The following is a 26,973-nucleotide window of genomic DNA, read 5'->3' as shown; positions in this document are numbered from 1 at the left end:
CTTCAAAGAGGAGCCAAGCTTAATTCATGGAAGCCGTTAACTTCACCATTCTTATTGCTGGGCTTTTACTGTTTTCCAGTATTGTGGCTACGCAGGTGTCGGTACGCTTAGGTGCGCCATTATTATTGGTGTTCTTAGTGCTAGGCATGATTGCCGGTGAAGACGGTTTGCTCGGTATCGAATTTGCGAATCCGGATTTAGCACTGCTTATTGGAACCTTGGCGCTCATTGTTATTCTGTTTGACGGCGGTTTACGCACGCATCCAGAACGCTTCCGCGTGGCATTGGGTCCTGCAGCAATGTTGGCTTCTGTTGGGGTACTTATTACTTGCCTGATTACAGGGCTTAGTGCCGCTTGGCTATTTGGCTTTAGCTGGGTAGAAGGGCTACTACTTGGTGCTATTTTAGGCTCAACCGACGCCGCTGCAGTATTTTCAATTTTCCAGTCGCAAGGCTTACGCATTAAAGAGCGCGTGGCAGCAACACTCGAAATAGAGTCGGGCAGTAACGACCCCATGGCGGTTATGCTTACGGTTACCTTGGTGAGTGTTTTGGCTATGCCAGAAACGCCGGTTAACGGTATGGTGGTGTTTACAGTTTTACAGCAGGCCGTTGTAGGTGCAGCCGTCGGCTACATTGGCGGGCGCTTGTTCGTAAAGTTGTGCCGCGCACTTAAACTTCATTTGGCCTTTTTCCCCTTGTTAGCGGTAGGCGGTAGTATTTTAATCTTTGGTGTCACTGCTCAGCTCGGTGGTAGCGGTTTCCTTGCCGTGTATTTAATGGGGTATTTGGTGGGTAATGCGCGGCTGCCGCAAGTGATTAATATTTTGCGTGTGCATGACGGTTTAGCATGGTTAAGCCAAATTGTAATGTTCTTGATGTTAGGCTTGTTGATGACCCCAAGCAGGTTAATTGACATTGCGCTTCCCGCGCTCGTCTTAGCCGGTATTCTTATATTTATTGCTCGGCCCATAGCAGTTTTAGTCAGTTTGGCGCCGTTTCGTTTCCCGTGGCGCGATCAGTTTTTTATTAGTTGGGTGGGCCTGCGTGGCGCAGTTCCCATTGTACTGGCGTTATTCCCATGGATTTCGGGGCTAGAAAACCAACAACTGTATTTTGAAATCGCATTCTTTGTGGTGTTAGTGTCGCTTATGTTGCAAGGCTGGACAATATCACCGATGGCGCGTTGGTTAGGGCTGGAAGTGCCACCGGAAGCAGAGCCTAATTTTCGCATGTCACTTGACCAAGTTTCATCGGACGGCATTTTAGAGGTGGCGGGGTTCAATATAGACGACGACACTCCAGCCTGTGACCACCACTGGGACGAAATTAGTATTCATGAACCGGTTGAGTTTATTGGTTTAGTGCGTAACGGTGAGTGGATTCGTACGGTGAGTAATCCTTTACTGCGCGCAGGCGACACCGTGATGGTGATGACTCGCTCTGAAGACATTCCGCGTATTAGTGACGTGCTTGCTGCGAATGGTAAAGGCAAGCGGCTTACCAAGAAGTCGTTCTTCGGTGACTTTGTGCTCAATGCCGACATTACCTTGGCAGACTTGGCTGGGTTTTATGTGTTACCTGAGGGCATGCAACATCCGGAAGAAACCATTGCAGAGCTGTTTGCGCAGCAGTTCCGCCGAAGAGTCGTGGTGGGCGATCATATTGTGGTGGGGCACTTGGTGTTTACCGCGCGTGAACTCAACGACGACGGCTCTATTAAGAAAGTTGGGGTTAAAGCTGCGTTGCTTTAACCCCAGATATTCACTCTTTTTGCACTTCTAGTTACGGTAAAAGGTATGGCTAAAACGCAATGTGTGCTGCGTATCGCCTTGCCGTAAAGTAATAAAGAAGCGGAGATTGTCTTCTTGGTCATGAGGCACTTCGGCTAAATAGTAAATCGCAGGTTCGTCTACTACGCGTTTAAAACTCAGGTCGCGGCGTTGGCCGAGCGTGTTGAGCGTATAACCGCTCATCGCCACACGAACCCCTGGTTTGTCGGTTTTGCTACTGTCGAGTACCGAAATGTTCAGAATACCGCGAGCATTACTGCGCTGTAGGTTGTTGGCGCGCGCTACTTCTGGCTGTAAAAAGGTGCTTGGAAAGGCACTGTAATGAACCTCCCAATTACCGAGTTGTTGGTAATTTCCACCTTGTACCGCCTCTGCTTGTTGGGCAAGGGCGGTGCCTGCCGAAAAAACAGTGCCCGTGGCTATCGCTAAACTCAATAAAATGGTTCGTAAGTACACACCAACCTCCAGCGGTTAAACCGCAAATACAATCATTAAAAACTGTACCAAAATAATCAGTACAAGCACCGACAAGTCGAGCCCACCCATAGGCGGTAGTAACCGACGAATTGGGCTTAACATAGGTTCAGTTAACTCATAAAGTACGTGTTCAATGGGGTTTTGGCCCTGACTAAACCAGCTTAAAATTGCGCGGATAATGAGAATCCAGAACAGTAAACGGAGTACTGACAAGAACAAATACTGCACTGAGAAAACGAGCAGGGGCAGCCAATGAATGCTCATGCCGTTCATTGTGCTGGTAATAAAAAAGCGTAACCAAACGAACACTAACGCCAGAAATATAGCGGCAAGATCGAAGCGCCCTATACTTGGCAAAATTTTCCGAACGGGCAATACCACCGGATCGGTTACTGTGCGAATAGCGCTGGCCACAGGGGAAAAATAATTCGCTTGAACCGCCTGCATCCACACGCGAAGAATGAGCGCCATAGCAAATAAGCTAAACAGCGTGGAGATAAGAAATTGAAGACCTTCATTCATGGTTAGGTTCCTTAGAAAAGTTTGGCCATTTCTTGGTTACGCGCTACAGCTGCGCGTACGGCTGTTTCGGAAATCTCGTTGAGTTTTGCATCTTGGTACGCTTCTATGCCTTTCGCTGTAGAGCCGCCTTTGCTGGTTACTTGCTTTCTCAACTCCACTAAGCTTAACTCGCTTTGGCTGGCCATTTTAGCTGCGCCTAAAGCAGTTTGTTGTACCATGGCGCGGGCTGTTTCAGCGTTAAAGCCCAAGCGTTCTGCAGCTTCTTGTAAGCCATGCATAAATTCAAAGAAATAGGCCGGGCCACTACCAGCGACCGCACCGAGCACATCTATGCTTGCTTCTTCTTCGAGCCAAATAGTAATACCAACAAACTGGAATACCGTGTTAATGAAGTCGCGATCGGCGGCAGTAACTTTGGCGTCGGCGCATAAGCCAGACACACCTTCACCCACCAAACTTGGGGTGTTCGGCATAATGCGAATAACGCGTGTCGCCTCGCCTAAATACTGGTGATACTTGGCAATGGGTACGCCAGCAGCAACGGTAGTGACCAGTTTATCTGCCAGGTTAGGACAATGCGCCTTTAAATCGGCACAAACGTCTTTCATCATTTGCGGCTTAACCGAGAGCACAATAACGTCACAGTTGGCCACAAGCTCGTGGTTGTTTTGCGTTACATTAATTTTAAAGTCGTTGGCTAAGCTGTCGAGTTTGGGTGTGCTTGGGTTACTCGCCCAAATTTTATGCGCCGGATAGCCGCCCTGAACCATGCCACCAATAATACTGCGTGGCATATTTCCTGCGCCAATAAAGCCTATAATGCGTTCGCTTGCCGAATCAGTCATGTTATTCAAAACCCCTTGTTTTTTGTTCAGGCTAAGCTGCAGTTTCGCGTGGTCCAAAAATATCTGTACCAATTCGAACTAAGGTAGACCCATGAGCCACCGCAGCTTCTAAATCATTACTCATGCCAACCGATAGTGTATCAATGTTGGGGTCGAGTTGCTGCAATTCAACAAAAAGAGTGCGCAGGGCGGCTAAGGTTTCGCTTTGTTCGTGGGCGCTTACATTGGCTTTGGGGATGGCCATAAGGCCGCGCAATTGCAAATTGGGAAGAGTGAGAATTTGGCTAGCGAGCTTTAAGGCTTCGTGGGCGGCAACCCCAGACTTTGAGTCTTCGTCGTCAATATTTACCTGCACCAGCACTTGTAACGGTGGCAATGCGGCGGGGCGTTGGGTGCTCAGTCGTTGAGCAATTTTGAGCCTGTCGACCGTATGCATCCAATGAAAGTACTCGGCTACTAAGCGTGTTTTATTCGACTGTAAAGGACCGATAAAATGCCACTCAATATCGGTGAAGTGTTGTAATGCGTTGATCTTATCAACGGCTTCTTGCACGTAGTTTTCGCCAAACGCGCGCTGGCCAGTCGCATACGCCTGCTCGATAGCACTTGTCGGCTTGGTTTTGCTAACGGCAACAAGGGTTACACTATTCTCTGGCCGCTCTGCGCCCACTTCGGCCATACGAATGCGTGCGCGAACCTTGTCAATACGTTCGGCCAAGGCCGGAGAGCCCGTTGTTGTTTCGTTACTCATACGTACCTTCTTGTTGTGTCTGTGTTTCAGGCAGAATATGCTACCGTTATGGCATTGAAATATACAGTATATTCGCGGTAAACCAAGGGTTGGTTACAGGCAACGAGGAGCACGTATGGACTTACAGCAACTACTCGAACGAGGCGTAGCGCAAGGCGCGTCTGATTTACATATCTCTGCGGGCTCGCCGGCGATGCTAAGAATCGACGGTGACGTAGTAAAAATAGGCGACACAGCTCTTACCGCCGACAATGTACTGTCGATGGTGCACAGTATTATGTCGAGTAAACAGCAGGCCGAATTTAAAGAGCAGTTGGAGTCGGACTTTTCTTTTGCCATCGACAATCTCGCTCGATTCCGGGTTAACGTGTTTATGCAGCGTCACGGGCCCGCGGCTGTGTTTCGAACCATTCCCAGTGAAGTTTTATCGCTTGAACAACTGAATGCTCCCGACATTCTGCGGAAAATATCGGATTATCCGCGTGGCTTAGTGCTGGTTACTGGGCCTACAGGCTCGGGTAAATCAACTACCCTAGCGGCTATGGTGAATCATATTAACCACAGCTATCCGCACCATATTTTAACCATTGAAGACCCAATTGAATTCGTGCACGAAAGTAAGCAAAGCCTAATTAACCAGCGAGAGGTTCACCGCGACACCTTGAGTTTTAACAATGCACTTCGAGCGGCGCTGCGGGAAGACCCTGATGTAATTCTGGTGGGCGAAATGCGCGATTTAGAAACGATAAGGTTAGCGCTCACGGCGGCTGAAACCGGGCACTTAGTATTTGGCACCTTGCACACCACTTCGGCACCGAAAACCATAGACCGGATTGTAGATGTGTTCCCCGGCGACGAAAAATCAATGGTTCGGTCTATGCTGTCGGAGTCGTTGCGGGCGGTTATATCGCAGTTGTTGGTGAAAAAAGAAGGCGGCGGCCGAGTGGCTGCACATGAAATTATGCTGGCTACACCGGCCATTAAGAACTTAATTCGAGAAGACAAAATTGCACAAATGTATTCGTCTATTCAAACCGGCGCCGCATTAGGTATGCAAACCATGGAGCAGTCGTTGAATCGATTACTCGACGCCGGTGTGGTGTCGCCGAAAGCGGTGCGCGCTAAGCTTGAACAAGTAGGCGGCTAAGGCGCGCGATTTTGCGACAGAGCGGGTGAAACAGCGGATGAAATTAAGTACACTAGCGCGCCTTAAATAGCGATAGCAGTAGGAGTAAGCCCATGCGTGTATTAGGAATTGAAACCTCGTGCGACGAAACCGGTATTGCGGTTTACGATACGGAGCAGGGGCTGTTGTCGCATGCGCTTTATAGCCAAGTAAAACTGCACGCCGATTATGGTGGCGTGGTGCCCGAATTAGCCTCTCGCGACCATGTACGTAAAACACTACCGTTAATTGAGCGGGCATTACGCGAGGCAAACACAACACCAAGCGATTTGCACGGTGTTGCCTATACTGCGGGGCCTGGTCTGATTGGTGCCCTGTTGGTGGGGGCTTCTATTGGTCGTAGTTTGGCATTTGGCTGGAATATTCCGGCTATAGGGGTGCACCACATGGAAGGGCATTTGTTAGCGCCCATGTTGGAAGCGAATAAACCCGAATTTCCTTTTATTGCCTTGCTCGTTTCTGGCGGCCACACGCAATTAGTACAAGTGAACCAAGTGGGCGACTACGTGTTACTCGGTGAGTCTGTGGACGATGCTGCCGGCGAAGCCTTCGACAAAACCGCTAAGCTGTTAGGGTTAGATTATCCGGGCGGGCCGCGCTTGGCCGCGTTAGCCAACAGTGGGCACGAAGGGCTTTATCAATTTCCCCGGCCGATGACCGACAAGCCAGGCTTGAACTTTTCTTTTAGCGGGCTAAAAACAGCTGCAGCTAACGCAATTCATGGTGCTACCGAGCAATCGAGTAATGGCTTAACTGAACAGAACAAAGCAGACATTGCCCGAGCCTTTCAAGACGCAGTGGTTGACACGCTGGTGATCAAATGCAGAAGAGCGTTGAAGCAAACGGGGATTAAGCGTTTGGTGATAGCGGGTGGAGTAAGCGCGAATACAAAACTACGCGCCGCACTTGCAGAAACCTTGGCCGCTTTGGGTGGGGAGGTGTTTTATCCGCGCTCGGAGTTTTGTACCGACAATGGCGCAATGATTGCCTTTGCTGGCGCTTACCGGTTAGCCGCGGGTGAACAGGTTGTCGACAGTGTAAAAGTGCGGCCGCGCTGGCCAATGACTGAGCTAAAGGTGCCCGGCGCCGCCTAAAATAGGAGCAAAATACGGGTGAGGCTAAGAGCGAAAGCCGCTCTCTTTGCCCTGCCATAAACGCACAATATTCGCGCGATGACGCCAAATGATAAGGGCCGAGAGCATAAAAGCGGGTACCGTGTATTGGGGTTTGACCAAATAGGCGTAAAGCGGGGCCAAGCTTACCGTAATAAGTGCAGCCAAAGAGCTTACCCGGCTAACCCAAAATACCACAATCCAGGTTGCAATAAGCATGAGAGCCATTTCAAAGGCAACCGGGAACATTGCACCTAAGGCGGTTGCAACAGCTTTGCCGCCTTGAAAATGAAAGTACAGTGGGTAAATATGGCCCAAACATGCGGCTACTGCCACGAGGCCGAGTACCATGGGCGACAAACCGAGAAAATAGGCGCTCCAAACTGGGATCATGCCTTTGAGTACGTCGAAGAGCAGGGTGAGCCCGGCGGGCAAAGGGCCGCCTAATCGATAAACATTGGTTGTGCCGGGGTTGCCGGAACCGCGTAGGCGAGGGTCGTCTAACCCAAATACGCGGCAAATGAGCACGGCACTGCTAATAGAGCCGAACAAATAAGCAACCAGTATCATTAAGAGGCCGAGGGCAGATGTCATTCTTTATAGTCTTCCTTGGGTTTTGGTTAGCATATAAGCAAACGGCGATGAATGCTATCCGACCTCTTGGTCTTTCTACTGATAAAATGTAAGCGAATTATAATAAGGGGAGTGCGGGTGGACAGAGTAGTAATTGAGGGGCTTACCATTAACGCAACCATTGGTATTTTTGATTGGGAACAGCGTATTTTACAGCCGTTGGTAATTGACCTCGACATGGCATGGAATAACGCCAAGCCGGCGCAAACAAAAGATATAGCCGACGCGCTTGACTACGCAGCGGTGAGCGACGCGGTTGTTAATCTTATTTCAGCGCAGCCGTGGGGGCTGATTGAAGACGTGGCAGAGCGTGTTGCAGCACTTATTTTGCAAGACTTCTCGGTACCGCAAGTTCGCGTACGTGTAGCCAAACCCACAGCAGTAAAGCAAGCGACTACTGTAGCGGTGAGTATTGAACGTGAGGCGAGCGCGTGACCTTAGTGTTTTTGGGCATAGGCTCTAACCTTGAACGCGATAAAAACATTGTGGCGGCGGTACGTGCTTTAGAACAAGAATTTGAAACCGTGCGCTTGTCGAAGGTGTATGAAAGCGAAGCTGCAGGGTTCATAGGCCCACCCTTTTACAATTTAGTGGCGAGTATTTACACCGACAAAGGCCTCGTTGACTTGCAGCAGTGGTGTAAGCAGGTAGAGCAACACCATGGCCGCGCAGTAAACGCGGAACGATTTTGTTCGAAAACGCTCGATATAGATATTTTGCTTTATGGTAATTTGTGTTGTGAATTAACCCCTCAAAGCCCCAAATTACCGCGCGAAGAAATACTACACCAAGCCTATGTGTTAAAACCAATGGCTGAGTTAGCGCCGCTGTTAAAACACCCCGAAACACAAAAGTCTTTTCGCCAGCATTGGCGTGAGTTTAATTCGCTCAAAGCGCCGAACGGATTAATGGGTAGCGTGGCCGTTGACTGGACGTTAGTGCCAGATTGACTGCAAAACTTGTAAGCGCCGCTGTGTTAATACTTTACCAATTTCTGGCCCTGTTAATCCTTCGGCCACCAGATCCTGCACTTGAATTGAACGGAGCTTAGGAATAGCTGCAAAAAGCTTATCAACGCGCTGTTGCTGTTCTGTGCTTGTAGGTATGCATTGGAGTAGTTGTTGCAGTTGTTCAGCGCGTTCGGGTTTGCGCCAAATGTCGAGCCGTTGGTAAAAAGCAAGAGCTGTGTCTGCGCTAATGTTCGAGCGTGCCAGTAACTCTGTGGCGGCAAGGTTTAGCGCCGCCAGTTCGTGACATCGGTTCGGTGCGCGCAAGTGCTGTTTGCAAAGCTGATAAGCGGCATGATGATTCTTAATAGCGGTACCGAGGTCGTAGACAAAACAGGCGTAGCGCAGAGAAACACAGTGTTCTTTCTCCATGTTCTCGACAATAGTTGTTGAACGGCCGAGTGTAGGCCATCGGTTGTCACTGAGCATTGCGGCGGCTTCGTCTGGGAGCTCGAGTAAAACCTGCAATGCACCACAGTTGTGTAAAACTTGAAAAAACACGGCCGGTGATTGCGTTACCAATGCTTTTTCCGTTTCTGCCCAAACACGCTCGGGAACTAAGTGGCTTATTTCGCCTTGTGCAACAATTTGGCGCATGAGTGTTTGTGTTTCGGCTGCAATGGTGAAGCCAAGGTGAGCAAAGCGCGCAGCAAAACGCGCAACACGAAGCACTCGCAGCGGATCTTCAACAAAAGCAGGGCTCACATGGCGTAACACTTTGCGCTCAATATCGCGCTGCCCATGAAAAGGGTCTACGAGTACACCGTTTTGTTGCGCCATCGCGTTAATGGTCAAGTCGCGGCGCGCTAAATCTTGCTCTAAAGTAACCGAGGGGCTGGCATACACTTGAAAGCCAGTGTAACCCTTTCCTGATTTACGCTCGGTGCGCGCAAGCGCATATTCTTCGTGGGTTTTTGGGTGTAAAAATACCGGGAAGTCCTTGCCCACAGGTTGGTAGCCAAGTTCAATAAGCTGCTCGGCAGTAGCGCCAACCACAACGTAGTCGCGTTCAACCACGGGCAAGTTGAGTAAAGCGTCACGCACCGCACCACCGACAAGGTATATTTTCATAGGAACTCTGGTTCGTTGTTTGGGTCGTTATAATGGGGTCATGATCCCGTGAACCCAGTTGAAAAGCAATAGATTGCGCGAAGGCCCAACGCCTGCTAGGGTTTGCACACTCCGAAAACTGAAAGGCAACGCTGTTATGTACGTGGATTATTTTGGATTTTCTCAGCAACCGTTTTCAATTGCTCCAGATCCGCGTTTTCTATTTTTGGGGCCACGCCACCAAGAGGCGCTGCAGCACTTACGCCATGGGCTTATGGGCAGCGGTGGCTTCCTGCTGTTAACCGGAGAGGTAGGCACGGGGAAAACCACCTTGTCGCGCGCTATATTGGCGGAGCTGGGCGACAACCTCGAGGTCGTTTTTATTCTAAATCCAAAGCTCAGCGAGCGCGAGTTGCTTGCCGCTATAGCGCAAGGGTTTGGGCTCAAAAACGCCAGTGAAAGCGACTCGCTAAAATCACTCACCGACGCTATTAGCCAGTATTTGCAGCACGCGAGCACAGTGGGCAAGTTGCCTGTAGTTTTGATTGACGAAGCGCAACATTTGTACCCGAATGCATTAGAACAACTGCGCTTACTCACCAATTTAGAAACAAACGCGCGTAAGTTGCTCTCTGTGGTTTTAATTGGTCAGCCTGAGCTCCATGACCTCTTGCAACAAAATCAGCTGCGCCAAGTAGCACAACGTATTGTTGCGCGCTATCAGTTAATGCCATTTACCCAAGCTGAAACCAAACAGTATATTCAGCACCGCTTAGAAATAGCTGGGGCAAAGCACGAAATTTTCGACAAAGCAGCACAGCGCTTGGTTTGGAAATTAACCCAAGGCACACCACGGTTAATTAACTTACTGTGTGATCGGGCCTTGCAGCGTGCTGCAATGGCAAAGGAAAAAACGGTATCGGTAGCGACAATTCACAACGCACGAGACGTTTTGCCGCAGCATTATTTGCCGCAGCACTATTTGTCGCAGCATTACGGCACCGCGACAGCGCCAACCTCTCGGCCTGTTAGAGGGCGCTTTGCGCTTGGCCTGCTGGTTATCGCACTAATAAGCACTTCAGCTTGGTATTACCTGGCTGGTACAAGCAGCGAAAACGAAATGAAGCCCGAGCCGGCGGTGACAGTGGTTAGCACGCCGCAAACCGTGGTGCAAAGCGTTACACCCGCGACTGGTTTTTCTTATTTGCGAGAGCCTTGGCAACTTGGAGCGGTGGCGATGACAGAGCAGCCATGCGTGCAATTGCAAGGCTACAACCTTCATTGTGTGCAAACGAGCGCACCTTTTCAGGATGTTCTGCGGTTAAAAATACCTTTCATACAAAGCGTGCAGGCCGGAGGTGTTATTACGGTGCTCGGCGCCAATGAAGCGCAAAGCCAAGTATTAATAGCCGATGCCGATGGAGAGCGTTGGGTAACAACAGCTTCCCTGCAAACGGGGTTAAGTGAAGGTGCGTTGTTGCTCATTCCTAAGCCGTCATTTTTTAATAACAATGAAAGTGAGGCATGGCAAGATTGGCTCGATAGCGCCGTGGTTAAATTGCTGCCTTTGTCGTTGCAGTCGGCCACTCAAGAGCAGCAGCGTCAATGGCTAAACGACAGCGGCAAAACCTTTGCCAGCGACGACAGTTGGACTTTTGCACGGTTATTCGCCCGTAGCGAAAGCTATGCCGCGCTCAGAGGCCTATTTAAAACGCGAGATAATGACAGCGCAAACGACAGCGATGCGGTAATGGAAGTGACCGATTTTGTAGCAGGCTTTGCTGCAGATTCGCCTAATTTGCCCATGGAGATGCTTGCTATAGCGCCTATTGAGATTGAATGGCCCGCATTAGCGGAACGAGTAGCTGCGGCACAAAGTAATACAGTGGCAACCGAAGATAAAGCTGCGGTTGCAGAAGCGCCTGTGTCAGATACCCTGAGAGCTTTGTTTGACGACGCAGTTCGTAATGTTCCACCCCCCGTGGAAGCAACACAATGGAGCTTTGATTTGAACAGCCCTGTGCCCGTGTTGCAGGTGCCAGAGCCGCAGGCGGCAGATTCTCAGGAACCCGAAACAGAGGAGCCAGTGCCGAGTAACGCGACTTTACCGTGGCTGAGCGAGTTAAGTGCTGATGCGCGTGCCGACTTACCAGCCTTGAACTATGACCAACATAACTACCGTGGCGACCCTGCGCAGCGTTGGATTGTACTCGGCAATCAGCGGTTAGCTGAGGGCGACCAATTGGAGGGCGTTACGGTGATCAGTATTCAGGCAGGGTACAGCATTTTGGCGAAGGGCGATGTGCTGTTTCGTGTGGAAGCATTGGAAAGCCTTTAATTGCTTTTCAGGCTTGCGAAGTGGTCGTACCTTTGCGATGATGTGGGCATAATCAAACGCGTGTTTGAAAAGAGGAGAACACCATGGCCGATTACAAAGCAAATTTACAAGATATGAACTTTTTGCTCGACGACGTCTTCCACGTTGCCAACGACTGGGAACAAATGCCTGCGTTAAGCGAAATGGTAGACGTAGACACGGCAAAAGCTATTCTTGAAGAAGCAGCTAAGCTCACCGAAACCCTTATTGCACCCAATGCGCGTGCAGCAGACGAAGAGGGTATTCACTTTGAGCAAGGTGTGGTGACTACGCCAAAAGGCTACAAAGAGCAATTTGCTGAGCTTGCAGCGGGCGGTTGGGTTGGTGTAACCGCGAACCCTGAGTTTGGCGGTATGGGCTTGCCCAAGGTTCTGTCGGCACAGTACGAAGAAATGATGTGCGCCGCCGATATTTCATTCTCGCTCTATTCAGGCCTTACCGCCGGCGCCATTATGACGCTGGATTTACATGGCTCAGATACCCTCAAAAAGCATTATTTACCGAAATTGACCTCGGGCCAGTGGACCGGAACTATGTGTTTAACTGAGCCGCATGCGGGTACAGACTTAGGTATAATTCGCACCAAAGCCGTACCGAGCGAAGACGGTAGTTTCGCTATAACCGGAACTAAAATCTTTATTACCGGTGGCGAGCACGATCTTGCCGAGAACATTGTTCATCTCGTATTGGCCAAGTTACCCGACGCACCAGCGGGCACTAAAGGCATTTCGTTGTTCTTAGTGCCTAAATTTTTGTCTGACGAGCAGGGTAATATTACGGATCGGAATAGCGCTGTGGCCGGCTCTACCGAGCACAAGATGGGTATTCATGCGTCGGCAACGTGCGTAATGAACTTCGACGGTGCAAAAGGGTGGCTCGTTGGCGAACCACATCGCGGCTTAGCGGCTATGTTTACCATGATGAACTATGAGCGCCTAGGTGTAGGGATTCAAGGCTTAGGTGCAGCAGCACGCTCATACTGCACCGCCTTAGACTACGCGCTGGATCGTAAACAAGGGCGTGGGGCTAAGGCGACGCAAGACCAAAGTGCAGAAGCCGATCCATTACTGGTTCATGGTGACATTCGGCGCATGTTGTTAACCATGAAAGCCTTTATCGAAGGTGGCCGAGCGTTCTCAACGTACGTAGGCCAGCAACTTGACCGGGCAAAATATGCCGTAAGTGAACAGCAAAGAGCTGACGCCGAAGCCTTAGTGCAGTTACTTACACCGGTAGCAAAGGCTTTTTTAACCGACACTGGATTAGAAGCAACGATTCATGGTCAGCAAATTCTTGGCGGTCATGGTTATGTACGCGAATGGGGCCAAGAGCAGTGGGTTCGTGATTGTCGTATTGCACAAATTTACGAAGGTACCAACGGTATTCAAGCTTTAGATCTGCTTGGCCGTAAAGTGGCAGGCTCGCGTGGTGAGTTATTAAAGCCGCTACTGGCTGAAATTCGTGGTTTCCTCGACGGTGACGCTGGAGAATGGCAAGCACAATACGAAGAGCTGGCTATTGTAACGGATGAACTCGAGCGTATTACCCAAGAAGTGCTGGGGCAAGTAAGCAGCGACGAGAACATTATTAATAGCGTTGCGGTAGATTACTTGAACCTTGTGGGATACGTAAGCTTTGCTTGGTTATGGCTGAAAATGGCGCGAACGGCAGAAAGCTCTAGTTATTCGGCAAGCTTTATTCAGAGCAAGCAAAAAACGGCACAGTTTTACTTCGCTCGAATTCTTCCGCGGGTATACGGAATACTGCCAGCAATTGAAGCCGGCTCGAAGGAATTGTTCGCATTCAGTAACGACGAGTTTTAATTATTCTTTTCTATCTAAAAAGGAGCGCTTGCGCTCCTTTTTTATGAGCAGTTACTTGTTCTTAGCGGGCGATAAAGGCACTATAAACTTCTGTTCGTACAATAACATAATTCAAAAATAGAGGGCCTTTGGTTTGCTGCAAACCCCGTTAAGGCTAGGAACGCCTTATCTCACAGTGATACTTGCTGCTGCATGGATTTTATTGTGGCTGTTTGCAGGGCTGCAAGAATATGCGCCGTATGCAAGCTCGTGGTTTCCACCCGCTGCGTTGAGCTTTGCCGCTTTTTGCGTCTTTGGGCTGCGCGCAGTAGGCGGCGTTCTCATTGGAATTGCGGTTACCTCGGTGATTGCAAATATTCAGTACAATACGCAATTAAGCACGAGCAACTTACTGGTTTCGATTCTCTTTTCTTGGGTAGCACATGCACTTATTTATTGGTTGGTGGCTTATGTGGTGCGTGAGATCATGCTCGAAGTGCGCCATTCGCCTGCTTACATTGTCTTTTCATTCTTAGCGTTGTCGGTCGTGGCAACCGCTGGCGTGGCCTATGTGGGTGTTGAAGCCCTGATTGCTACCGAAGCCGTGTTCGATTTTATGCGCGCAGAAATGTTTCTTCCGCGTTGGCTCGGTGACTTAGTGGCGGTTATTGTTTTCTCGCCCTTGTGTATATTTTTATTAAGTCGATTCCAAACTGATTTGTCGCGTGAATTAAAAAGTTTTCTGGCACTAAATAATGGCTCTTCGCGTTGGGTTAAGGCGTTTAAAGTGCTGCTAACTACTTTGTGCTTGGTGGGATTGTTGCTCCTCAGCAGCCACTTGCAGAGTTTTGAAGCGAGCTTCCTTTTACTCGCGTTGCTGTTCCCCATGTTATGGGTTGCTTCGAGCGAGTCATTTCTTTTTGTAGCCAGCTTAATTGCAGGGCTCGGTATTGTTCAGATTTTGCTTTCGCATGCGCTCAACATGGCCGAATTCCAAGCCGTGTATAGCACCGTATTTGCCGTTATTGCTGGCACAACATGGCTAGCGGCAAGTTTGTCTTCGCCTCTACCTAACCCTCTGCCGGAAAAGCAGTAGCGCCTTGGGGCGGTTTAGCAAGGAAAAGCGTTGTATTTATGCGGTGTTCAACGACTTGCCACTGAGAGCCCTGCAATGAAAAACAAGCATTTCGAGAGATATGTTGCCATAAAGTACGGCCTAGCTTTTGTGTTTCCCCTTCAACCTGTGCTTCTACACAAAAGTACTCCGGCTCCAATGTAACAACCTGAACATTTGCAGGAACGCTCGCCACTTCCTTTGCATAAGCATTTTGTTCAATATTAACCAATACACGTTCGCGGCTTAGTGTGCGCTTTTCTTCAGCAAAGCCCGAAAGCGCTTGCTGTTGCTCGAGTTGATACTGTTCGCTCAGCCAGAGCGCTGCTGCCGCTGCGTCATTGCCATGTAAACTTGACTCAAAGTCTAAATACAACTGCTGAGCGTGAACGCGCTCCATTGCGACTGCTTGCATAGACATTGACCAGAGCATGAGTGTGGCCAGTATTGCCGATGTCGATTTTTGCATAAGTTTCTCTTCGCCCTCAGGGGTTGCGGTGTAACAGCGCCATGGCTTCTGTATGTGAAGTATGGGCGAACATATCCATCACGCAAATCTTTTCGAGGCTATACCCTTGCTCAACCATGGTGGCAATGTCGCGTGCTAAGGTTGCTGGGTTACAACTCACATAAAGAATTCTGCTGGGTTGTATGGTGGATAAATCTTCGACCACTTCCAAGGCTCCAGCGCGCGGGGGATCTAAAAACAATACGTCGACCGGTTTTTGACCAAATGGAAACTGGCGAAAGGGTTGGCTTAAGTCTGCTTGCAGGAACTCGAGGTTGCGGCAGCCGTTTGCCGCCGCATTCTGCTGCCCCCGTTGAACTTGAGCGCTGGCAACTTCTACTGCAACTACAGCTTTTGTGGATTGGGCTAATGGAATACTGAAATTACCAAAGCCTGCAAAGAGTTCGAGTACATACTCATTACCCGAAAGGTTAAGCCAGTCCAGAGCTTGGTCGATCATAGCTTGATTCACAAAAGGGTTCACTTGCACAAACTCGTTAAAACCAAAGGTGAGCTGAGCTTGCTTCAGTTTGTAGCCAAGCTCGAGTGGTGCTGCGCTATGAGCGTGCAGTACCTCTACTGAGTCGCCATAGTCGGCAATAACGTCGCAGCCGTGTTGTGCTGCGAACTCTTCTATAAGCTCCCGCTCATTGGGTAAAAAAGGCTTTAATGTACGAATAATTATGGTAACGGTATTCTGTTCATTGTGCTCATTGAGTTGCAGCTCAACATGACCAAGCGTATGGCGTTTTGGAAAGTGTGCAATTAAATCTTGTAGTGGTTTAATCAAAGCATTCAATAACGGGTGCAAAACGGCGCACTGCTCAATCGCCACAACCCGTTGGCTGCCTTTGCCACGAAAGCCTAAGTAAGGGGCTGCGCTATTTGGCGCGGGAATACTTAAGCGGGCACGGCGGCGATACCCTTGTTGTTGCTGCGCACAGCTGACAGGGGCCGAGAACGTAACATTCTTTAACGCAGAATAGTGATCAAGCTGTTCGCGAAGCACTTGCTCTTTGTAATTCATTTGCTCCGCGTAGTGCAGATGCTGAAGTTGGCAGCCTCCGCAGCTCTGGTAGTGTGGACAAAATGGCTCTGTTCTTTGCGCACTTGCCTTGAGTACTTCTACGGCGGTGGCTTCATCGAACCGTGAGTGGTTCTGATCAATACGAATCCGCACCGACTCGCCGGGTAGGGCATTGGTAACAAAAACGGTTTTTCCATTTACATTTTTTGCAACGCCGCGACCGTCATGGTTTAAACGTAAAATTTGCCAGCCTTGCTGTTCGCCGACAACAGCGGTTTGTAGAGCTTGCTGACTCAGCTTCTTTTTCTGTGGTCGAAAACCTTTACGGCGATCTAACAATGACGGCACGGCGAATTCCTAATTCAATGACTATACTAATAGTGTACGTGGAGCTTGGAATGACAACAACAAAGGAGTTGAGTAATGCTCGCTACTATTTTAAGTATTCTGCACTTAGTGTTAATTATTTACGCGGTATTGAATATTGCGGGAAGTCGCTCGCCCAATTTGCACAAAGCGCTGTGGATTGTTTTGGTTATTTTGGCGCCCTATGTTGGATTTATCATTTGGTTTTTGCTCGGGCCAAGGGGCTAAGCACTTTTAGGCAAACGAGTATTAAGGGTGCTAAAGAGGTAACAAAAAGGGCCGCGAAAGCGGCCCTTTTGTATTTTCAAATACCTAAATTAGTCACCCAGTGACAACAACGTGGCGTTACCGCCCACTGCTGTGATGTTATCGGTGAAGGTTTTTTCGGTCATAAAGGCATACAGGTAGTGCGGGCCGCCGGCTTTCGGGCCTGTGCCAGAAAGGCCTTGGCCACCGAAAGGTTGTACGCCAACTACAGCACCAATTTGGTTGCGGTTAATGTACACGTTACCTACGTTAATGCGTTTGGCTACGTCGTAGGCAAAGCTTTCATTACGGCTATGAATACCAAAGGTTAAACCAAAGCCGGTGTTGTTAATGTCGTCGATAACCTGATCAATATCCTCACGCTTAAAACGAATCACGTGCAAAATTGGACCAAAGTTCTCGCGTACCAGCATGCTAATGCTGTCAATTTCGATAGCGGTTGGCGTTACGAACGTACCATTTGCCGTGTAGTCTGGCATTGGCGCTTCGGCCAAAATTTTACCTGTGTGTTGAATATCAATAATGTGCTGCTCAAGGTTGGTTTTGGCTACACCGTCGATTACCGGACCCACATCGGTTTTATGATCAATCGGGTCGCCTACGGTAAGTTCTTGCATAGCGCCGGCCATCAGCTCCAAAATGCGGTCGGCAACGTCGTCTTGTACATAGAGTACCCGCAACGCCGAGCAGCGCTGGCCGGCACTCTTAAAGGCGCTGCCAACAATGTCGTTCACCGCTTGCTCAGGAAGCGCAGTTGAGTCAACCATCATGGCGTTTTGGCCACCCGTTTCTGCAATAAGTGGCACAATAGCGCCGGTGCGAGCGGCTAGCGCGCGGTTAATTGCTTGTGCCGTGGTGGTTGAACCGGTAAAGCACACACCACCAATGGCGTCTTGGCTCACTAAATATGAGCCAATTTCAGCGCCTTTGCCGGGTAAGAACTGAAGTACGTCGCCGGGAATACCCGACTCGTGCGCTAGCTGAATCGCACGGTAGGCAATTAAACCAGTTTGCTCCGCAGGCTTGGCAATTACGCAGTTGCCGGTAGCGAGGGCTGCAGTAATTTGGCCAAGAAATATAGCAAGCGGGAAGTTCCACGGGCTTATACAAATGAAAGTGCCGCGCCCTTGCACAAACAATTCATTGGTTTCACCCGTAGGCCCTGGCAATTTTTCGCCTTCACCCATGAGCTTACGCGCTTGAATAGCGTAGTAACGACAAAAATCAACCGCTTCACGAACTTCGTCGATACCGTCTTGTAGGGTTTTACCGGCTTCAAGTGTGCACAGGGCAATGAGTTCGTGCAGATTTTCTTCGAGCTTGTCGGCAAGTGTTTCGAGCGCCTTTGCCCGCACGTCTACGTCGGTGCGCGTCCAGCGTTGGAATGCACTATTAGAAACCGCAAGAGCTTTTTCTGCGAGTTCCGCGTCGGCCCAACCAATGGTGCCGATTTGGTGAGTTCGTTGTTGTGGTGAGGTTACCCCTACACGTTGCCCGGTTTCAACTAACTGGCCGTTAACAATCGGGCCACCTTGCCATTGGTTGTTCTGGAAACTACGTACTTTTTCGAAAAAGGCTTCGCCTTGCGACTGAATATTCATATTTAACCCCAAAGAGTTTTTGCGTGTGCCGAAAATCTCAGTCGGCAACGGAATTTGATCATTTGCTAAGCTTGGCTTTTCGCGTAGCAAGGTGAGCGGATGTTCGGCAAGTGCTTTGGCGGGCACTTTCGGGTCGAGCAATTTGTGCACGAACGAACTGTTGGCTCCGTTTTCTAATAGGCGACGAACCAAGTAAGGTAGCAAGTCTTTGTGTGCGCCAACCGGTGCGTAAATTCGCACGCTGCGGCCTTTATCTTCGCGCAGCACTTGGTCGTAAAGTTCTTTACCCATGCCGTGTAAGCGCTGGAATTCATAACGCCGACTGCCGCCCATTTGTTGAATTGCACAAATAGTGTGGGCGTTGTGCGTGGCAAATTGTGGGTAAATGAGCCCTTCGGTGTGTTCGCTTAGTAGGAACCGCGCACAGGCCATGTACGAAACGTCAGTGCTCGCTTTACGCGTAAACACAGGGTATCCGGTTAATCCAAGCTGTTGAGAAAGCTTAATTTCCGTGTCCCAATAGGCGCCTTTCACCAAGCGTACGGGAATTTCGTCGCCGCATTCTTTCGCTAGTGCGGTGAGCCAGCAAAGCGTAGGTAGGGCGCGTTTAGAATAGGCTTGTACCACTAAACCAAAACGAGGCCAGCCTTTGCAAACGCCGCTACGGTAAACTTTTTCAAATAATTCTAACGACAGCTCTAAGCGGTCTACTTCTTCAGCGTCTATGGTAACGCCCACGTCGGCGTTCTTTGCCAGTGTAATAAGCTCGGTTAATGTTGTTGCTAACTCCGTTAATACGCGGTCGCGGTTAGCAACTTCATAGCGCGGATGCAGCGCCGACAGCTTAATTGAGATGGTTGGCCGCACTACGTCTGGGTTATTAAACTTCTCCGCCGCAACGCGATTAATCGAGTTTACATAAGCTTGGCGAAAACGGTCGGCGTCGTGGGCTGTTAAAGCCGCTTCACCGAGCATGTCGTATGAATGGGTATAGCCTTGGTCGCGTTTATCGCGACTGTTCTTCAATGCTTCTTCAATGGTACGCCCAAGCACGAACTGCTTGCCCATCATTTTCATAGCTTGATAGGTTGCTTGGCGGACCACAGGTAAGCCCAACCGCCGAACCATACGACGAAAATACGACACAGGCTCAAGTTCAATGCGACCTGCAGGGTTGATCACGTTGTTGGCAAAATTCAGTGCAAAGGTACCGGTATTGACCAACAACGACTCGCTTTTGCGTTTATAGTCGCGCCATGCACCAAGGCCGAGCCGATCACGAATGAGCGCGTCGGCGGTGGCACCGTCTGGAATGCGCAGTAGCGCTTCAGCCAAACACATCAGCACAATACCTTCTTGGGTATTCAGGCTGTATTGTTGTAAAAACGCATCGACAGCTTCGCCGCCCTTCGCTTGCTCACGCACGCGGCTTACCAATCCTTCAGCATTTTTATTGAGTACACTCATTCGCTCTGGATCACTGTCGACCAGCTTGATGAGTTCTTCAAGGTACGCATTTTCATCCACAATGTAGTTATTGCTGATGGCCTGCCAGAGCTCGCTCAACTGTGCGGGTTCGTACCGCTGGGTTAACACCTGACTCGCTTTAAACATTGCATCTCCTGTGACCAAATACCGAATGATCAAACGTTGATTGTCACGGTATGGATATGGGCGCAAGTATAAGAAGAATTTTGCTGCAGTAAAGGAAAGTCGCACAGAATTGAAGAAATATTTGCCTCTTTACACGGGCATTCGACAGAGCGTTCATTTGCTAAGTTAAAATGCGTGCAAACGAATGTTGACGCCCATGTTCAACAGCACTCACAATAGCCTTCTACTTTTCTATTTTTGGGCTTTAAGGACCAACAATGGCAACCCTAGTCAATGCGGAAACAGAGTTAAAGTATCAGCTTACGGCCGAGCACGTTGAGCCATTGGTTGCATGGCTGAATGCGCATGCCATGGCGGTAGGCCAAAAACACTTAGAGAACCTTTATTTTGATACGGAAGAACAAGAACTAGGCGTACAAAAGATTGGTTTGCGCATTCGGCGCTGGCCAGGAGGAGCGGAGCAAACCGTTAAACTGCAGGGGCGGGAAGAAGGCGCGTTGTCGGCACGGCCCGAATATAATGTACCGACCTCTGCGTCTGTGCCTGACTTAACCCGCTTTCCGGCTCATATATGGCCGGCAGGAATCGACCCACAGGTGATTACGCCGCGCTTACAATTGCAGTTCGAGGTGAGTTTCCAGCGCCGTTTCTGGCATGTGGATACGGCGGACAGTTTACTCGAAGTTGCGCTGGATGAGGGCTTAATAAAAGCGGGCGGAAAGCAAGAAGCTATACTCGAGCTTGAGCTAGAGTTAAAAAGCGGTAATGAAAGCAGCCTGTTAAAATGGGCTGAAAATTTAACTCAGCATTTCAATTTACAAGCCGGCACAAAAAGCAAAGCGCAACGCGGCTATGCATTGTTGGAGACTTCCTTGTCGGAGACTTCCTTATCGGAGACTTCCTTATCGGAGAAAGAAGTTTGAGCGAATTTCCAGCACCCCCCCTAAAGCCAACGCAACTGCAGCCGTCACTCGACACTGAACTTACGCAGTGGAAATTGCTCTGCGAACAACACAATGAGTTTGCCGAGCTTGCTGAGGAAGCGCGCTTAAGCGTGCAATGGGTGATTGAGCTCAGCCCTTTTGTTGCAAGAGTTTTGCTGCGCTATGGCATAGCGGCGTGGCAATTTATGCAAAATGCGAGCGGTTGGTCAAACACGCAACTTGCTCATGCACTTGACCAAGTTGAGCGTGAGCAGCAAGCGCAAGCCATTATTCGCAAGCTCAGAAACTTCGAAATGGCACGCATTGCTTATTGGGATCTTCGCGGCGAACTTGTTCTATCTGAGGCATTACACGCCATTAGTGCATTGGCCGACGGCTTAATTACTACGGCGCTTGAATGGTCTCATGTGTCGTATGCTGAGCGTTATGGTCAAGCGTATGCAGAGAATGGCAAGGTGTTACGGCTGTGGTGTATCGCCATGGGTAAACTGGGTGGGCATGAACTGAACTTTTCGTCGGACATTGACCTCATTTTTTGTTTCGAACAGCAAGGCGAAACGCGCGGCGGGCGCAAAGCCATTGAGCATGAACTCTATTTTACTAAGGTGGCACAGCGGTTAGTGAAAGTGCTCGGAGAAATGACCGCAGACGGGCAAGCATATCGTGTGGACTTACGGTTGCGGCCTTTTGGTCATTCGGGGCCGATGGTTACTAGCCTTTCAGCATTTGAAGACTATTACCAAGAGCAAGGACGAAACTGGGAACGCTACGCAATGGTTAAGAGCCGGGTAATTACCAACAACGCGCACATTCAAACGCAGTTTGCGGAGCTGATGCGGCCTTTTGTTTATCGTCGTTATCTCGATTACAGCGCAATTGACGCCCTTAGAAAAATGAAACTGCTGATTAATCAGGAGGCGCGTCGGCAAGGGGTAAAGAACAATGTAAAGCTCGGGATTGGTGGTATTCGTGAAGTGGAGTTTGTGGCTCAAGTATTCCAGCTCATTCGCGGCGGTCGCGAGGTGGAGTTTCGCACCCGCTCCTTGCGGCAAGCTTTACATGCGGCAAGTCATGCTGGGGTTATTTCCGAAGCGGATAGAGACGAACTTTTATACGGCTATGCTTGGTTGCGAAAAGTAGAGCACACGCTGCAAGAAATAAACGACGAACAAACGCAAACCTTGCCCGCGGACGACACAAACCAAAGGCGTGTGCTGATTGCTCTCGGGTATTCAACTTGGGCGTCGTTTATGAGCGACTACAAGCGTATAACCAAACAAGTGCACCAGCAGTTTCTGGACGTAATTGGCGGCGAAGCCGAAATGATTACGGCCGAAGACAGTGATTTTGCACTGTTGTGGCAAGATTTAATTGAAGACGAAACCGCGATAAACGTTTTAGCCGAAGCCGGAGTTGAGCAGGCGGAGCTCTGCTGGCAGCGTATTCGCGATTTTCGACAGCGCTTAAGGCTGCGCTCGAGCGGCCCGCGTGGCCGTGAATTGCTCGCGAGCTTGGTGCCTTGGCTCATCGAAGACCTTGTGGCGCAAGCAAATTCCGAACAGGTTTTAATGCGGGTATTCGACGTACTCGAGCAAATCAGCTCTAGAACGACCTATATCGAGCTCCTTGCGGGTAATGCGGGAGCGCGCAAGCAATTGGTGTTTTTATGCCGCGAAAGCCCGTGGGTGGCTCATTTAATCGCTCGCTTCCCAATGTTGCTCGACGAATTGATCGACCCGCAACAGCTTTATGATTTGCCAAATATTTCGGAATACCGTCAGCAGGTTGCAGAGTATGTGAATCGCTTTGCTCATGACGACGCAGAAGCACAAATGGAGTCGCTGCGCCAGGTAAAACAAATTTTTCAGCTGCGTGTTGCTGCTGCCGACTTAAGTGACGGCGTAGCACTCATGAAAGTGAGCGATCATTTAACCGCGTTGGCCGAAGCGATGATTGAACAAGTGGTGTTAATGGCGTGGCGTCAGCTGGCCGATAAGCACGGCGTGCCGCAGGGGCGTCATGAAGGAAATACCGGATTCAGTGTCATTGGTTATGGCAAGCTCGGCGGCTTTGAATTAGGCTACGGCTCCGATCTAGATCTCGTGTTTGTTTGTGACGATGAGCTTGAAGGACAAACCGACGGCGCGAAGCCAATTGATACCCAACAGTTTTATTTGCGCTTGGCGCAGCGCGTGTTGCACTTGTTTACCACGCGCTCTATGAATGGCGTGCTCTACGATGTTGACATGCGCTTAAGGCCGTCGGGGCAGTCGGGCCTATTGGTGGTCAGGGCGTCTACCTACCGGCAGTATTTACTCAACGACGCGTGGCTTTGGGAATTACAAGCGTTGGTGCGGGCACGACATGTTTTCGGTACGGCGAATGCGAAAGCTCAGTTTGAGAGCATCCGAGCAGAAGTGTTAACCAAGCCGCGTGACCAGCAAGAAGTGGGCGCTGAAATAAAGAAAATGCGGGAAAAAATGCGCGAGCATTTGTGGAAGCAAAGCGCTGAGCAATTTGATATTAAGCAAATGCCAGGCGGCGTTGCGGATATTGAGTTTATTACCCAATTCTTAGCCTTGAGTTACGCCCACAAGTACCCGCACCTAATTGAATATACGGATAATATTCGGATATTAGAGCGGGCTGCTGAGGTTCGGCTGCTTAGCGCACGCTCGAGTGAGCAATTAATTGAGATTTATCAAAAACTGCGTCGAGAGCTGCACCGTTTAGCGTTGGCGGAGCTCGGTAACTTGAGTGGCAACTCAATGTCGCATGAGCGCGACATTGTGGTTGCTGTTTGGCAAGAGTTGCTGCCGAATTAACAGGAACACTCGGGGGTATCTTAACGCGGCAAGCTGCTTACCGCTCTGCAGTCAGAGCTGACCAGAGCGGCGTCTTCTGAGCCAGCAATTAGAATTGCACGTGCACGTGGGCATAAATAGGCTTCGACTTGGTCTGCGTGCTGCGCGTTGAGCGAGCGGGCTAAGCGGTCAAGCGAGTTGACTAAGTCGGAATATACCTCGAAGGTCGCACGCACAATGTAGTCTTTGTCGAGCCACCAAATTAAATACACACTTTCTTCGGTTGCGAGTTGCTCTGCTTTGTCTTTTAATGAGTCGCCCTCCATGAACCAACGAGACTGCACGGGCCCGCGCCATGTGTAGTCGAGCGGGTAGCCTTCCTCTCGAATTCGCTCGGCAATAATGTCGGCAAGTGGCCGCGCATTCGGTTCGAGTTCGATGATCCATTGCGACGAACCATTGCGCGCCCATGCGCTGTCGCGCACACCGCCGAAGAAGCGTTCAATTTCCCCCTGTAAATTACGTGAACGATTCGTACCTGTTGCCATTGCGTCACTAATGTTTTCTGCGCTGGGGTCAGAAAAATAGAGGTTGCGAGCGGCGAAAAAAGCTATTGTGACGGCAACAATGCTGGCGCAAATAATAAAGACAACAGCACGCTGTTGGCGCTTTTTTCTTTTTTCAAGTCGCTTTTTGATATCCATTAGGCTGTGTCCTTGCGCTTTTTCTTGCTGCGCTTTTTCTTAATGTGAGAACGCTGATAATAGCTTGTTTCATGCCCTGGCGGGCGGGTTTTAAACCGCCGATGCATCCACATGTACAGCTCAGGGTTGGCATTTACGGCCCGCTCAACCTCTTGGTTTACCCGTATGGCGTCGTCTTTGTCGTTACCCGACGGAATTGCTGCCTGAGGCTCGTTAAAGCGAATACAGTAGCCACGACCAGAAGGTAAGCGTTCAATGGTAGAAATCAATGTAACCGCGTTGGAGTGATTCGCAAAAATGCTAGTGCCGGTGGTAGTGGCTGCATCGGGAACGCTAAACAGGGGCACAAATTCCGCTCGGTTCGGCCCATAATCTTGGTCGGGCAAGTAACCACATAGCTCACCTTGGGCGAGTGACCAGAGCATACCTTTTACGTCTTTCTTGCCCAGCATGTATTTATTGCTGCGGCTGCGCCCCTTTGTTTGCATGTATTCCATGAGTGCGTTGTTATGGGGGCGATAAAGCCCAACGGACGGATGATAAAGACCTACCCCACGCGCATGAATTTCGAGTGGAAGAAAATGAAAGAGCAGTAGGAAAACGCCTTTTTTTTGTGCGAGTTGCTGTTCAACAAGCGCGAACCCTTCTAGCTTTACTTTTCGTTTTAACCGCCAGTCGGGCCACCACCACGCAATGCCGGTTTCAAACAGTGCAATGCCTGCATTTTTAAATACTTCTTGGGCTATACGGCGCCGTTCACTGTCGGGCTTTTCGGGGTAGGCTAATTCGAGATTGCGAAGGGTAATTTGCACGCGTTTTTTCATTAATTTGAAAAACACCACCCCGAGCATCGTGCCGAGCATGAGTTGCAGCCGATAGGGAAGCCATGAAATAAGGTACAAGAAACTAATACTAAGCCAGGTCGGCCAATATTTTGGGAGAAGAAATGACCACTCAAAACGGGGTGGTGTAACCGTATATTGATTCAAATTTAATTCTCGTTATTGAACTGGAACATGGAAGGAAGTGTAACGGAATATGCGACTGAAAAAAATAAAGGCCCGCAATGCGAGCCTTTGTTTTTTTGGTAGGGCGCTTGCCCCTTCATTCATACTTAGTCGGCGCTTGGAGCAACCAAACTCGCGTTAATACCAAGTAAATCGCGCTCTGAAATAGTTCCAGCCGCTTGGCGCAGCGCTAAAGTGCGATTAATGTAGTTGTAACGCGCTTCCGACAAATTGCGGCGTGCGTCGAACAAGTTCCGCGTACTGTTGAGCACGTCAACAATAGTACGGGTTCCCACTTCAAACCCGGCTTGAGTAGCGTTCAGTGCACTTTCTGCCGAAATTACAGCCTGCTCTAGTGCATTAATTGTGGAAATGGCAGCAACTACGTCAAAATAAGAAGAGCGCACAGCACGCTCAACCGAGCGGCGGCTTTCTTCTAAGCTTTGGCTAGCAACTACAAAATTGTCGCGTGCTTGTTGCGTGCTGGCGATAGTGCGGCCACCCGAATAAAGCGGAATAGAGGCGGTGAGACCGATTTGACGAGAATTTAAACCACTGATGTCGCGACCGTTGCTGTCTTGGTCGTCGTCTGAGTAGCTTGCGTTCAAACGTACGGTTGGGTAGTGACCTGCGCGGGCAAGCTCAATGCGCTGGTTGGCAACTTCTACTGAACTGCGGCCGATTAATAACTGCAGGTTGCGGTCGTGCGCGGTTTCAATCCAGTTGGCAACGCCTTGCGGCTCTGGGCTGCTTGGCGAGAAGTTTTCCGTGTTCAACACATGAATATTGTCGTGTTGCCGGCCGGTAATTTCGCGCAAACCTTCTAAGGCGATTTCCACAGCGTTTTGCGCTTGAATTTCACGCGCTAAAGCATTGTCGAATTGCGCTTGAGCTTCATGTACGTCGGTAATGGCGGTTAAGCCAACTGAAAAACGCTGACGCGTTTGCTCGAGCTGACGTTCAATGGCGCGTTTTTCGGCTTGTGCAAACTCGAGGCTGTCGAGCGCACTTAACACACCAAAATAGGTTTGGGTGACGCGCAGCATAAGTTGTTGCCGCGACAGTAGATAACTTACTTCGGCTTGATAAGCTTGTTTTTCGACAATGTCGGTTGAACGCCATGTGCCTAAATTGAAAACCGTTTGCGACAAGCTTACTTGACGACCAAAACGCGTTCCGCTTGAGCTACGAATATTCCAAGTGCCATCGTCGTTGGTAACTACAGAGTCTTGCTTTGAGTCTGAGTAGCTCACACTAAAGTCGATTTGCGGCCACCAGTCTGCGCGCGAAACGTCAACGCCGGCTTTCGCGGCATCGCGTTCTGCCGCAGAACGCAATAATTGGGGATCGTTTTCCAACGCGAGCATGTAAATGTCGGTGAGGTTTGTTGCATTTACAGGCGCTATTACAGTGCTTAATCCCAGTGCCAGCGCGGCCGACAGTAATTTAATTTTCATCACTC

Annotated in this window: 23 protein-coding genes; 11 read left to right on the top strand and 12 right to left on the bottom strand. The window is 49.8% G+C overall.

All coding sequences use genetic code 11. The features are described 5' to 3' along the window. The first annotated feature begins 26 nt into the window (after window positions 1-26). A complete protein-coding gene (locus DQW12_RS11945) occupies window positions 27-1,754 on the top strand; it encodes a potassium/proton antiporter (protein WP_113908101.1) in 1,728 nt (575 codons plus the stop codon). 27 nt (window positions 1,755-1,781) lie between these two features. On the opposite strand, the gene DQW12_RS11940 is transcribed toward DQW12_RS11945, so the two are convergent. Genes DQW12_RS11940 through DQW12_RS11925 form a run of 4 tightly spaced genes read right to left on the bottom strand, consistent with a single transcriptional unit; the run spans window position 1,782 to window position 4,388 of the window. After that, a complete protein-coding gene (locus DQW12_RS11940; protein WP_232819970.1) occupies window positions 1,782-2,249 on the bottom strand; it encodes a DUF4426 domain-containing protein in 468 nt (155 codons plus the stop codon). Window positions 2,250-2,264: 15 nt separating this feature from the next. Then, window positions 2,265-2,792, bottom strand: coding sequence for a YggT family protein (locus tag DQW12_RS11935; RefSeq protein WP_113908100.1), 528 nt, complete (start codon window positions 2,790-2,792; stop codon window positions 2,265-2,267). Window positions 2,793-2,803: 11 nt separating this feature from the next. After that, window positions 2,804-3,637, bottom strand: a complete 834-nt coding sequence (proC, locus tag DQW12_RS11930; RefSeq protein WP_113908099.1) for a pyrroline-5-carboxylate reductase — start codon at window positions 3,635-3,637, stop codon at window positions 2,804-2,806. Between the two features lie 31 nt (window positions 3,638-3,668). After that, complete coding sequence (locus tag DQW12_RS11925; protein WP_113908098.1) at window positions 3,669-4,388, bottom strand: YggS family pyridoxal phosphate-dependent enzyme; 720 nt, start codon at window positions 4,386-4,388, stop codon at window positions 3,669-3,671. 115 nt (window positions 4,389-4,503) lie between these two features. On the opposite strand from DQW12_RS11925, the gene DQW12_RS11920 reads away from it, so the two are divergent. Further along, window positions 4,504-5,535: a type IV pilus twitching motility protein PilT gene (locus DQW12_RS11920; RefSeq protein WP_113908097.1), complete on the top strand. Its 1,032-nt coding sequence runs from the start codon at window positions 4,504-4,506 to the stop codon at window positions 5,533-5,535. A gap of 92 nt (window positions 5,536-5,627) precedes the next feature. Then, window positions 5,628-6,668, top strand: a complete 1,041-nt coding sequence (gene tsaD / locus DQW12_RS11915) for a tRNA (adenosine(37)-N6)-threonylcarbamoyltransferase complex transferase subunit TsaD (protein ID WP_113908096.1) — start codon at window positions 5,628-5,630, stop codon at window positions 6,666-6,668. Window positions 6,669-6,692: 24 nt separating this feature from the next. Here the strand turns inward: tsaD and plsY are convergent, their stop codons facing one another. After that, entirely contained in the window at window positions 6,693-7,280 is a 588-nt protein-coding gene (plsY, locus tag DQW12_RS11910) for a glycerol-3-phosphate 1-O-acyltransferase PlsY (RefSeq protein WP_113908095.1), read from the bottom strand. Window positions 7,281-7,397: 117 nt separating this feature from the next. On the opposite strand from plsY, the gene folB reads away from it, so the two are divergent. Both folB and folK read left to right on the top strand, forming a co-directional pair. Further along, complete coding sequence (folB, locus tag DQW12_RS11905; protein ID WP_232819969.1) at window positions 7,398-7,754, top strand: dihydroneopterin aldolase; 357 nt, start codon at window positions 7,398-7,400, stop codon at window positions 7,752-7,754. Then, a complete protein-coding gene (gene folK / locus DQW12_RS11900; protein ID WP_113908093.1) occupies window positions 7,751-8,269 on the top strand; it encodes a 2-amino-4-hydroxy-6-hydroxymethyldihydropteridine diphosphokinase in 519 nt (172 codons plus the stop codon). The genes folB and folK overlap by 4 nt, the downstream gene beginning before the upstream one ends. Here the strand turns inward: folK and DQW12_RS11895 are convergent. Beyond that, complete coding sequence (locus DQW12_RS11895; protein WP_113908092.1) at window positions 8,255-9,397, bottom strand: tRNA nucleotidyltransferase/poly(A) polymerase-related protein; 1,143 nt, start codon at window positions 9,395-9,397, stop codon at window positions 8,255-8,257. The two genes, folK and DQW12_RS11895, sit on opposite strands and share 15 nt — an antisense overlap. 136 nt (window positions 9,398-9,533) lie before the next feature. On the opposite strand from DQW12_RS11895, the gene DQW12_RS11890 reads away from it, so the two are divergent. From DQW12_RS11890 to DQW12_RS11880, 3 genes are all read left to right on the top strand, one after another. Beyond that, a complete protein-coding gene (locus DQW12_RS11890) occupies window positions 9,534-11,714 on the top strand; it encodes an AAA family ATPase (RefSeq protein ID WP_113908091.1) in 2,181 nt (726 codons plus the stop codon). 83 nt (window positions 11,715-11,797) lie between these two features. After that, entirely contained in the window at window positions 11,798-13,576 is a 1,779-nt protein-coding gene (locus DQW12_RS11885; RefSeq protein WP_113908090.1) for an acyl-CoA dehydrogenase C-terminal domain-containing protein, read from the top strand. 133 nt (window positions 13,577-13,709) lie between these two features. After that, the gene (locus DQW12_RS11880) at window positions 13,710-14,651 is read left to right on the top strand and encodes a hypothetical protein (RefSeq protein ID WP_157957920.1); all 942 of its coding nucleotides are present in this window, start codon (window positions 13,710-13,712) and stop codon (window positions 14,649-14,651) included. On the opposite strand, the gene DQW12_RS11875 is transcribed toward DQW12_RS11880, so the two are convergent. After that, entirely contained in the window at window positions 14,626-15,138 is a 513-nt protein-coding gene (locus tag DQW12_RS11875) for a hypothetical protein (RefSeq protein WP_157957919.1), read from the bottom strand. The two genes, DQW12_RS11880 and DQW12_RS11875, sit on opposite strands and share 26 nt — an antisense overlap. Before the next feature lie 16 nt (window positions 15,139-15,154). Next, window positions 15,155-16,552 (bottom strand): 23S rRNA (uracil(1939)-C(5))-methyltransferase RlmD, encoded by a 1,398-nt coding sequence (gene rlmD / locus DQW12_RS11870; protein WP_113908087.1) that lies wholly within the window; start codon window positions 16,550-16,552, stop codon window positions 15,155-15,157. A gap of 75 nt (window positions 16,553-16,627) precedes the next feature. Between rlmD and DQW12_RS11865 the strand changes: the two genes are divergently transcribed. Then, a complete protein-coding gene (locus DQW12_RS11865; protein ID WP_113908086.1) occupies window positions 16,628-16,798 on the top strand; it encodes a PLDc N-terminal domain-containing protein in 171 nt (56 codons plus the stop codon). A gap of 89 nt (window positions 16,799-16,887) precedes the next feature. On the opposite strand, the gene putA is transcribed toward DQW12_RS11865, so the two are convergent. Further along, window positions 16,888-20,052 (bottom strand): bifunctional proline dehydrogenase/L-glutamate gamma-semialdehyde dehydrogenase PutA, encoded by a 3,165-nt coding sequence (gene putA / locus DQW12_RS11860; protein WP_113908085.1) that lies wholly within the window; start codon window positions 20,050-20,052, stop codon window positions 16,888-16,890. A 257-nt stretch (window positions 20,053-20,309) separates the two neighbouring features. On the opposite strand from putA, the gene DQW12_RS11855 reads away from it, so the two are divergent. Together DQW12_RS11855 and glnE are read left to right on the top strand one after the other, a co-directional pair. After that, complete coding sequence (locus DQW12_RS11855) at window positions 20,310-20,975, top strand: CYTH domain-containing protein (RefSeq protein WP_113908084.1); 666 nt, start codon at window positions 20,310-20,312, stop codon at window positions 20,973-20,975. Beyond that, on the top strand, window positions 20,972-23,821 hold the full coding sequence (gene glnE, locus DQW12_RS11850; RefSeq protein ID WP_232819968.1) for a bifunctional [glutamate--ammonia ligase]-adenylyl-L-tyrosine phosphorylase/[glutamate--ammonia-ligase] adenylyltransferase: 2,850 nt from the start codon (window positions 20,972-20,974) through the stop codon (window positions 23,819-23,821). The genes DQW12_RS11855 and glnE overlap by 4 nt, the downstream gene beginning before the upstream one ends. Before the next feature lie 20 nt (window positions 23,822-23,841). On the opposite strand, the gene DQW12_RS11845 is transcribed toward glnE, so the two are convergent. The 3 genes from DQW12_RS11845 to tolC form a co-directional block, all read right to left on the bottom strand. After that, the gene (locus tag DQW12_RS11845; protein ID WP_113908082.1) at window positions 23,842-24,504 is read right to left on the bottom strand and encodes a TcpQ domain-containing protein; all 663 of its coding nucleotides are present in this window, start codon (window positions 24,502-24,504) and stop codon (window positions 23,842-23,844) included. Continuing rightward, a complete protein-coding gene (gene lpxL, locus DQW12_RS11840; RefSeq protein WP_113908081.1) occupies window positions 24,504-25,493 on the bottom strand; it encodes an LpxL/LpxP family Kdo(2)-lipid IV(A) lauroyl/palmitoleoyl acyltransferase in 990 nt (329 codons plus the stop codon). The genes DQW12_RS11845 and lpxL overlap by 1 nt, the downstream gene beginning before the upstream one ends. 125 nt (window positions 25,494-25,618) lie before the next feature. Next, window positions 25,619-26,968, bottom strand: a complete 1,350-nt coding sequence (gene tolC, locus DQW12_RS11835) for an outer membrane channel protein TolC (RefSeq protein WP_113908080.1) — start codon at window positions 26,966-26,968, stop codon at window positions 25,619-25,621. Window positions 26,969-26,973: the final 5 nt, after the last annotated feature.

The organism is Aliidiomarina celeris (genome assembly GCF_003316875.1).
Lineage (GTDB): Bacteria > Pseudomonadota > Gammaproteobacteria > Enterobacterales > Alteromonadaceae > Aliidiomarina > Aliidiomarina celeris.
The sequence above is the reverse complement of the archived record's forward strand: the minus strand, read 5'-3'. Positions and strand labels throughout refer to the sequence as shown.

Bases quoted from the DNA above. Each gene is read 5' to 3' on its own strand.
- DQW12_RS11845 (WP_113908082.1), bottom strand. From the start codon at position 24,504: ATGGATATCAAAAAGCGACTTGAAAAAAGAAAAAAGCGCCAACAGCGT.
- tolC (WP_113908080.1), bottom strand. From the start codon at position 26,968: ATGAAAATTAAATTACTGTCGGCCGCGCTGGCACTGGGATTAAGCACT.
- DQW12_RS11890 (WP_113908091.1), top strand. From the start codon at position 9,534: ATGTACGTGGATTATTTTGGATTTTCTCAGCAACCGTTTTCAATTGCT.
- DQW12_RS11895 (WP_113908092.1), bottom strand. From the start codon at position 9,397: ATGAAAATATACCTTGTCGGTGGTGCGGTGCGTGACGCTTTACTCAAC.
- DQW12_RS11875 (WP_157957919.1), bottom strand. From the start codon at position 15,138: ATGCAAAAATCGACATCGGCAATACTGGCCACACTCATGCTCTGGTCA.
- putA (WP_113908085.1), bottom strand. From the start codon at position 20,052: ATGTTTAAAGCGAGTCAGGTGTTAACCCAGCGGTACGAACCCGCACAG.
- tsaD (WP_113908096.1), top strand. From the start codon at position 5,628: ATGCGTGTATTAGGAATTGAAACCTCGTGCGACGAAACCGGTATTGCG.
- plsY (WP_113908095.1), bottom strand. From the start codon at position 7,280: ATGACATCTGCCCTCGGCCTCTTAATGATACTGGTTGCTTATTTGTTC.
- DQW12_RS11935 (WP_113908100.1), bottom strand. From the start codon at position 2,792: ATGAATGAAGGTCTTCAATTTCTTATCTCCACGCTGTTTAGCTTATTT.
- DQW12_RS11865 (WP_113908086.1), top strand. From the start codon at position 16,628: ATGCTCGCTACTATTTTAAGTATTCTGCACTTAGTGTTAATTATTTAC.
- DQW12_RS11925 (WP_113908098.1), bottom strand. From the start codon at position 4,388: ATGAGTAACGAAACAACAACGGGCTCTCCGGCCTTGGCCGAACGTATT.
- DQW12_RS11945 (WP_113908101.1), top strand. From the start codon at position 27: ATGGAAGCCGTTAACTTCACCATTCTTATTGCTGGGCTTTTACTGTTT.
- DQW12_RS11855 (WP_113908084.1), top strand. From the start codon at position 20,310: ATGGCAACCCTAGTCAATGCGGAAACAGAGTTAAAGTATCAGCTTACG.
- DQW12_RS11885 (WP_113908090.1), top strand. From the start codon at position 11,798: ATGGCCGATTACAAAGCAAATTTACAAGATATGAACTTTTTGCTCGAC.
- DQW12_RS11920 (WP_113908097.1), top strand. From the start codon at position 4,504: ATGGACTTACAGCAACTACTCGAACGAGGCGTAGCGCAAGGCGCGTCT.
- proC (WP_113908099.1), bottom strand. From the start codon at position 3,637: ATGACTGATTCGGCAAGCGAACGCATTATAGGCTTTATTGGCGCAGGA.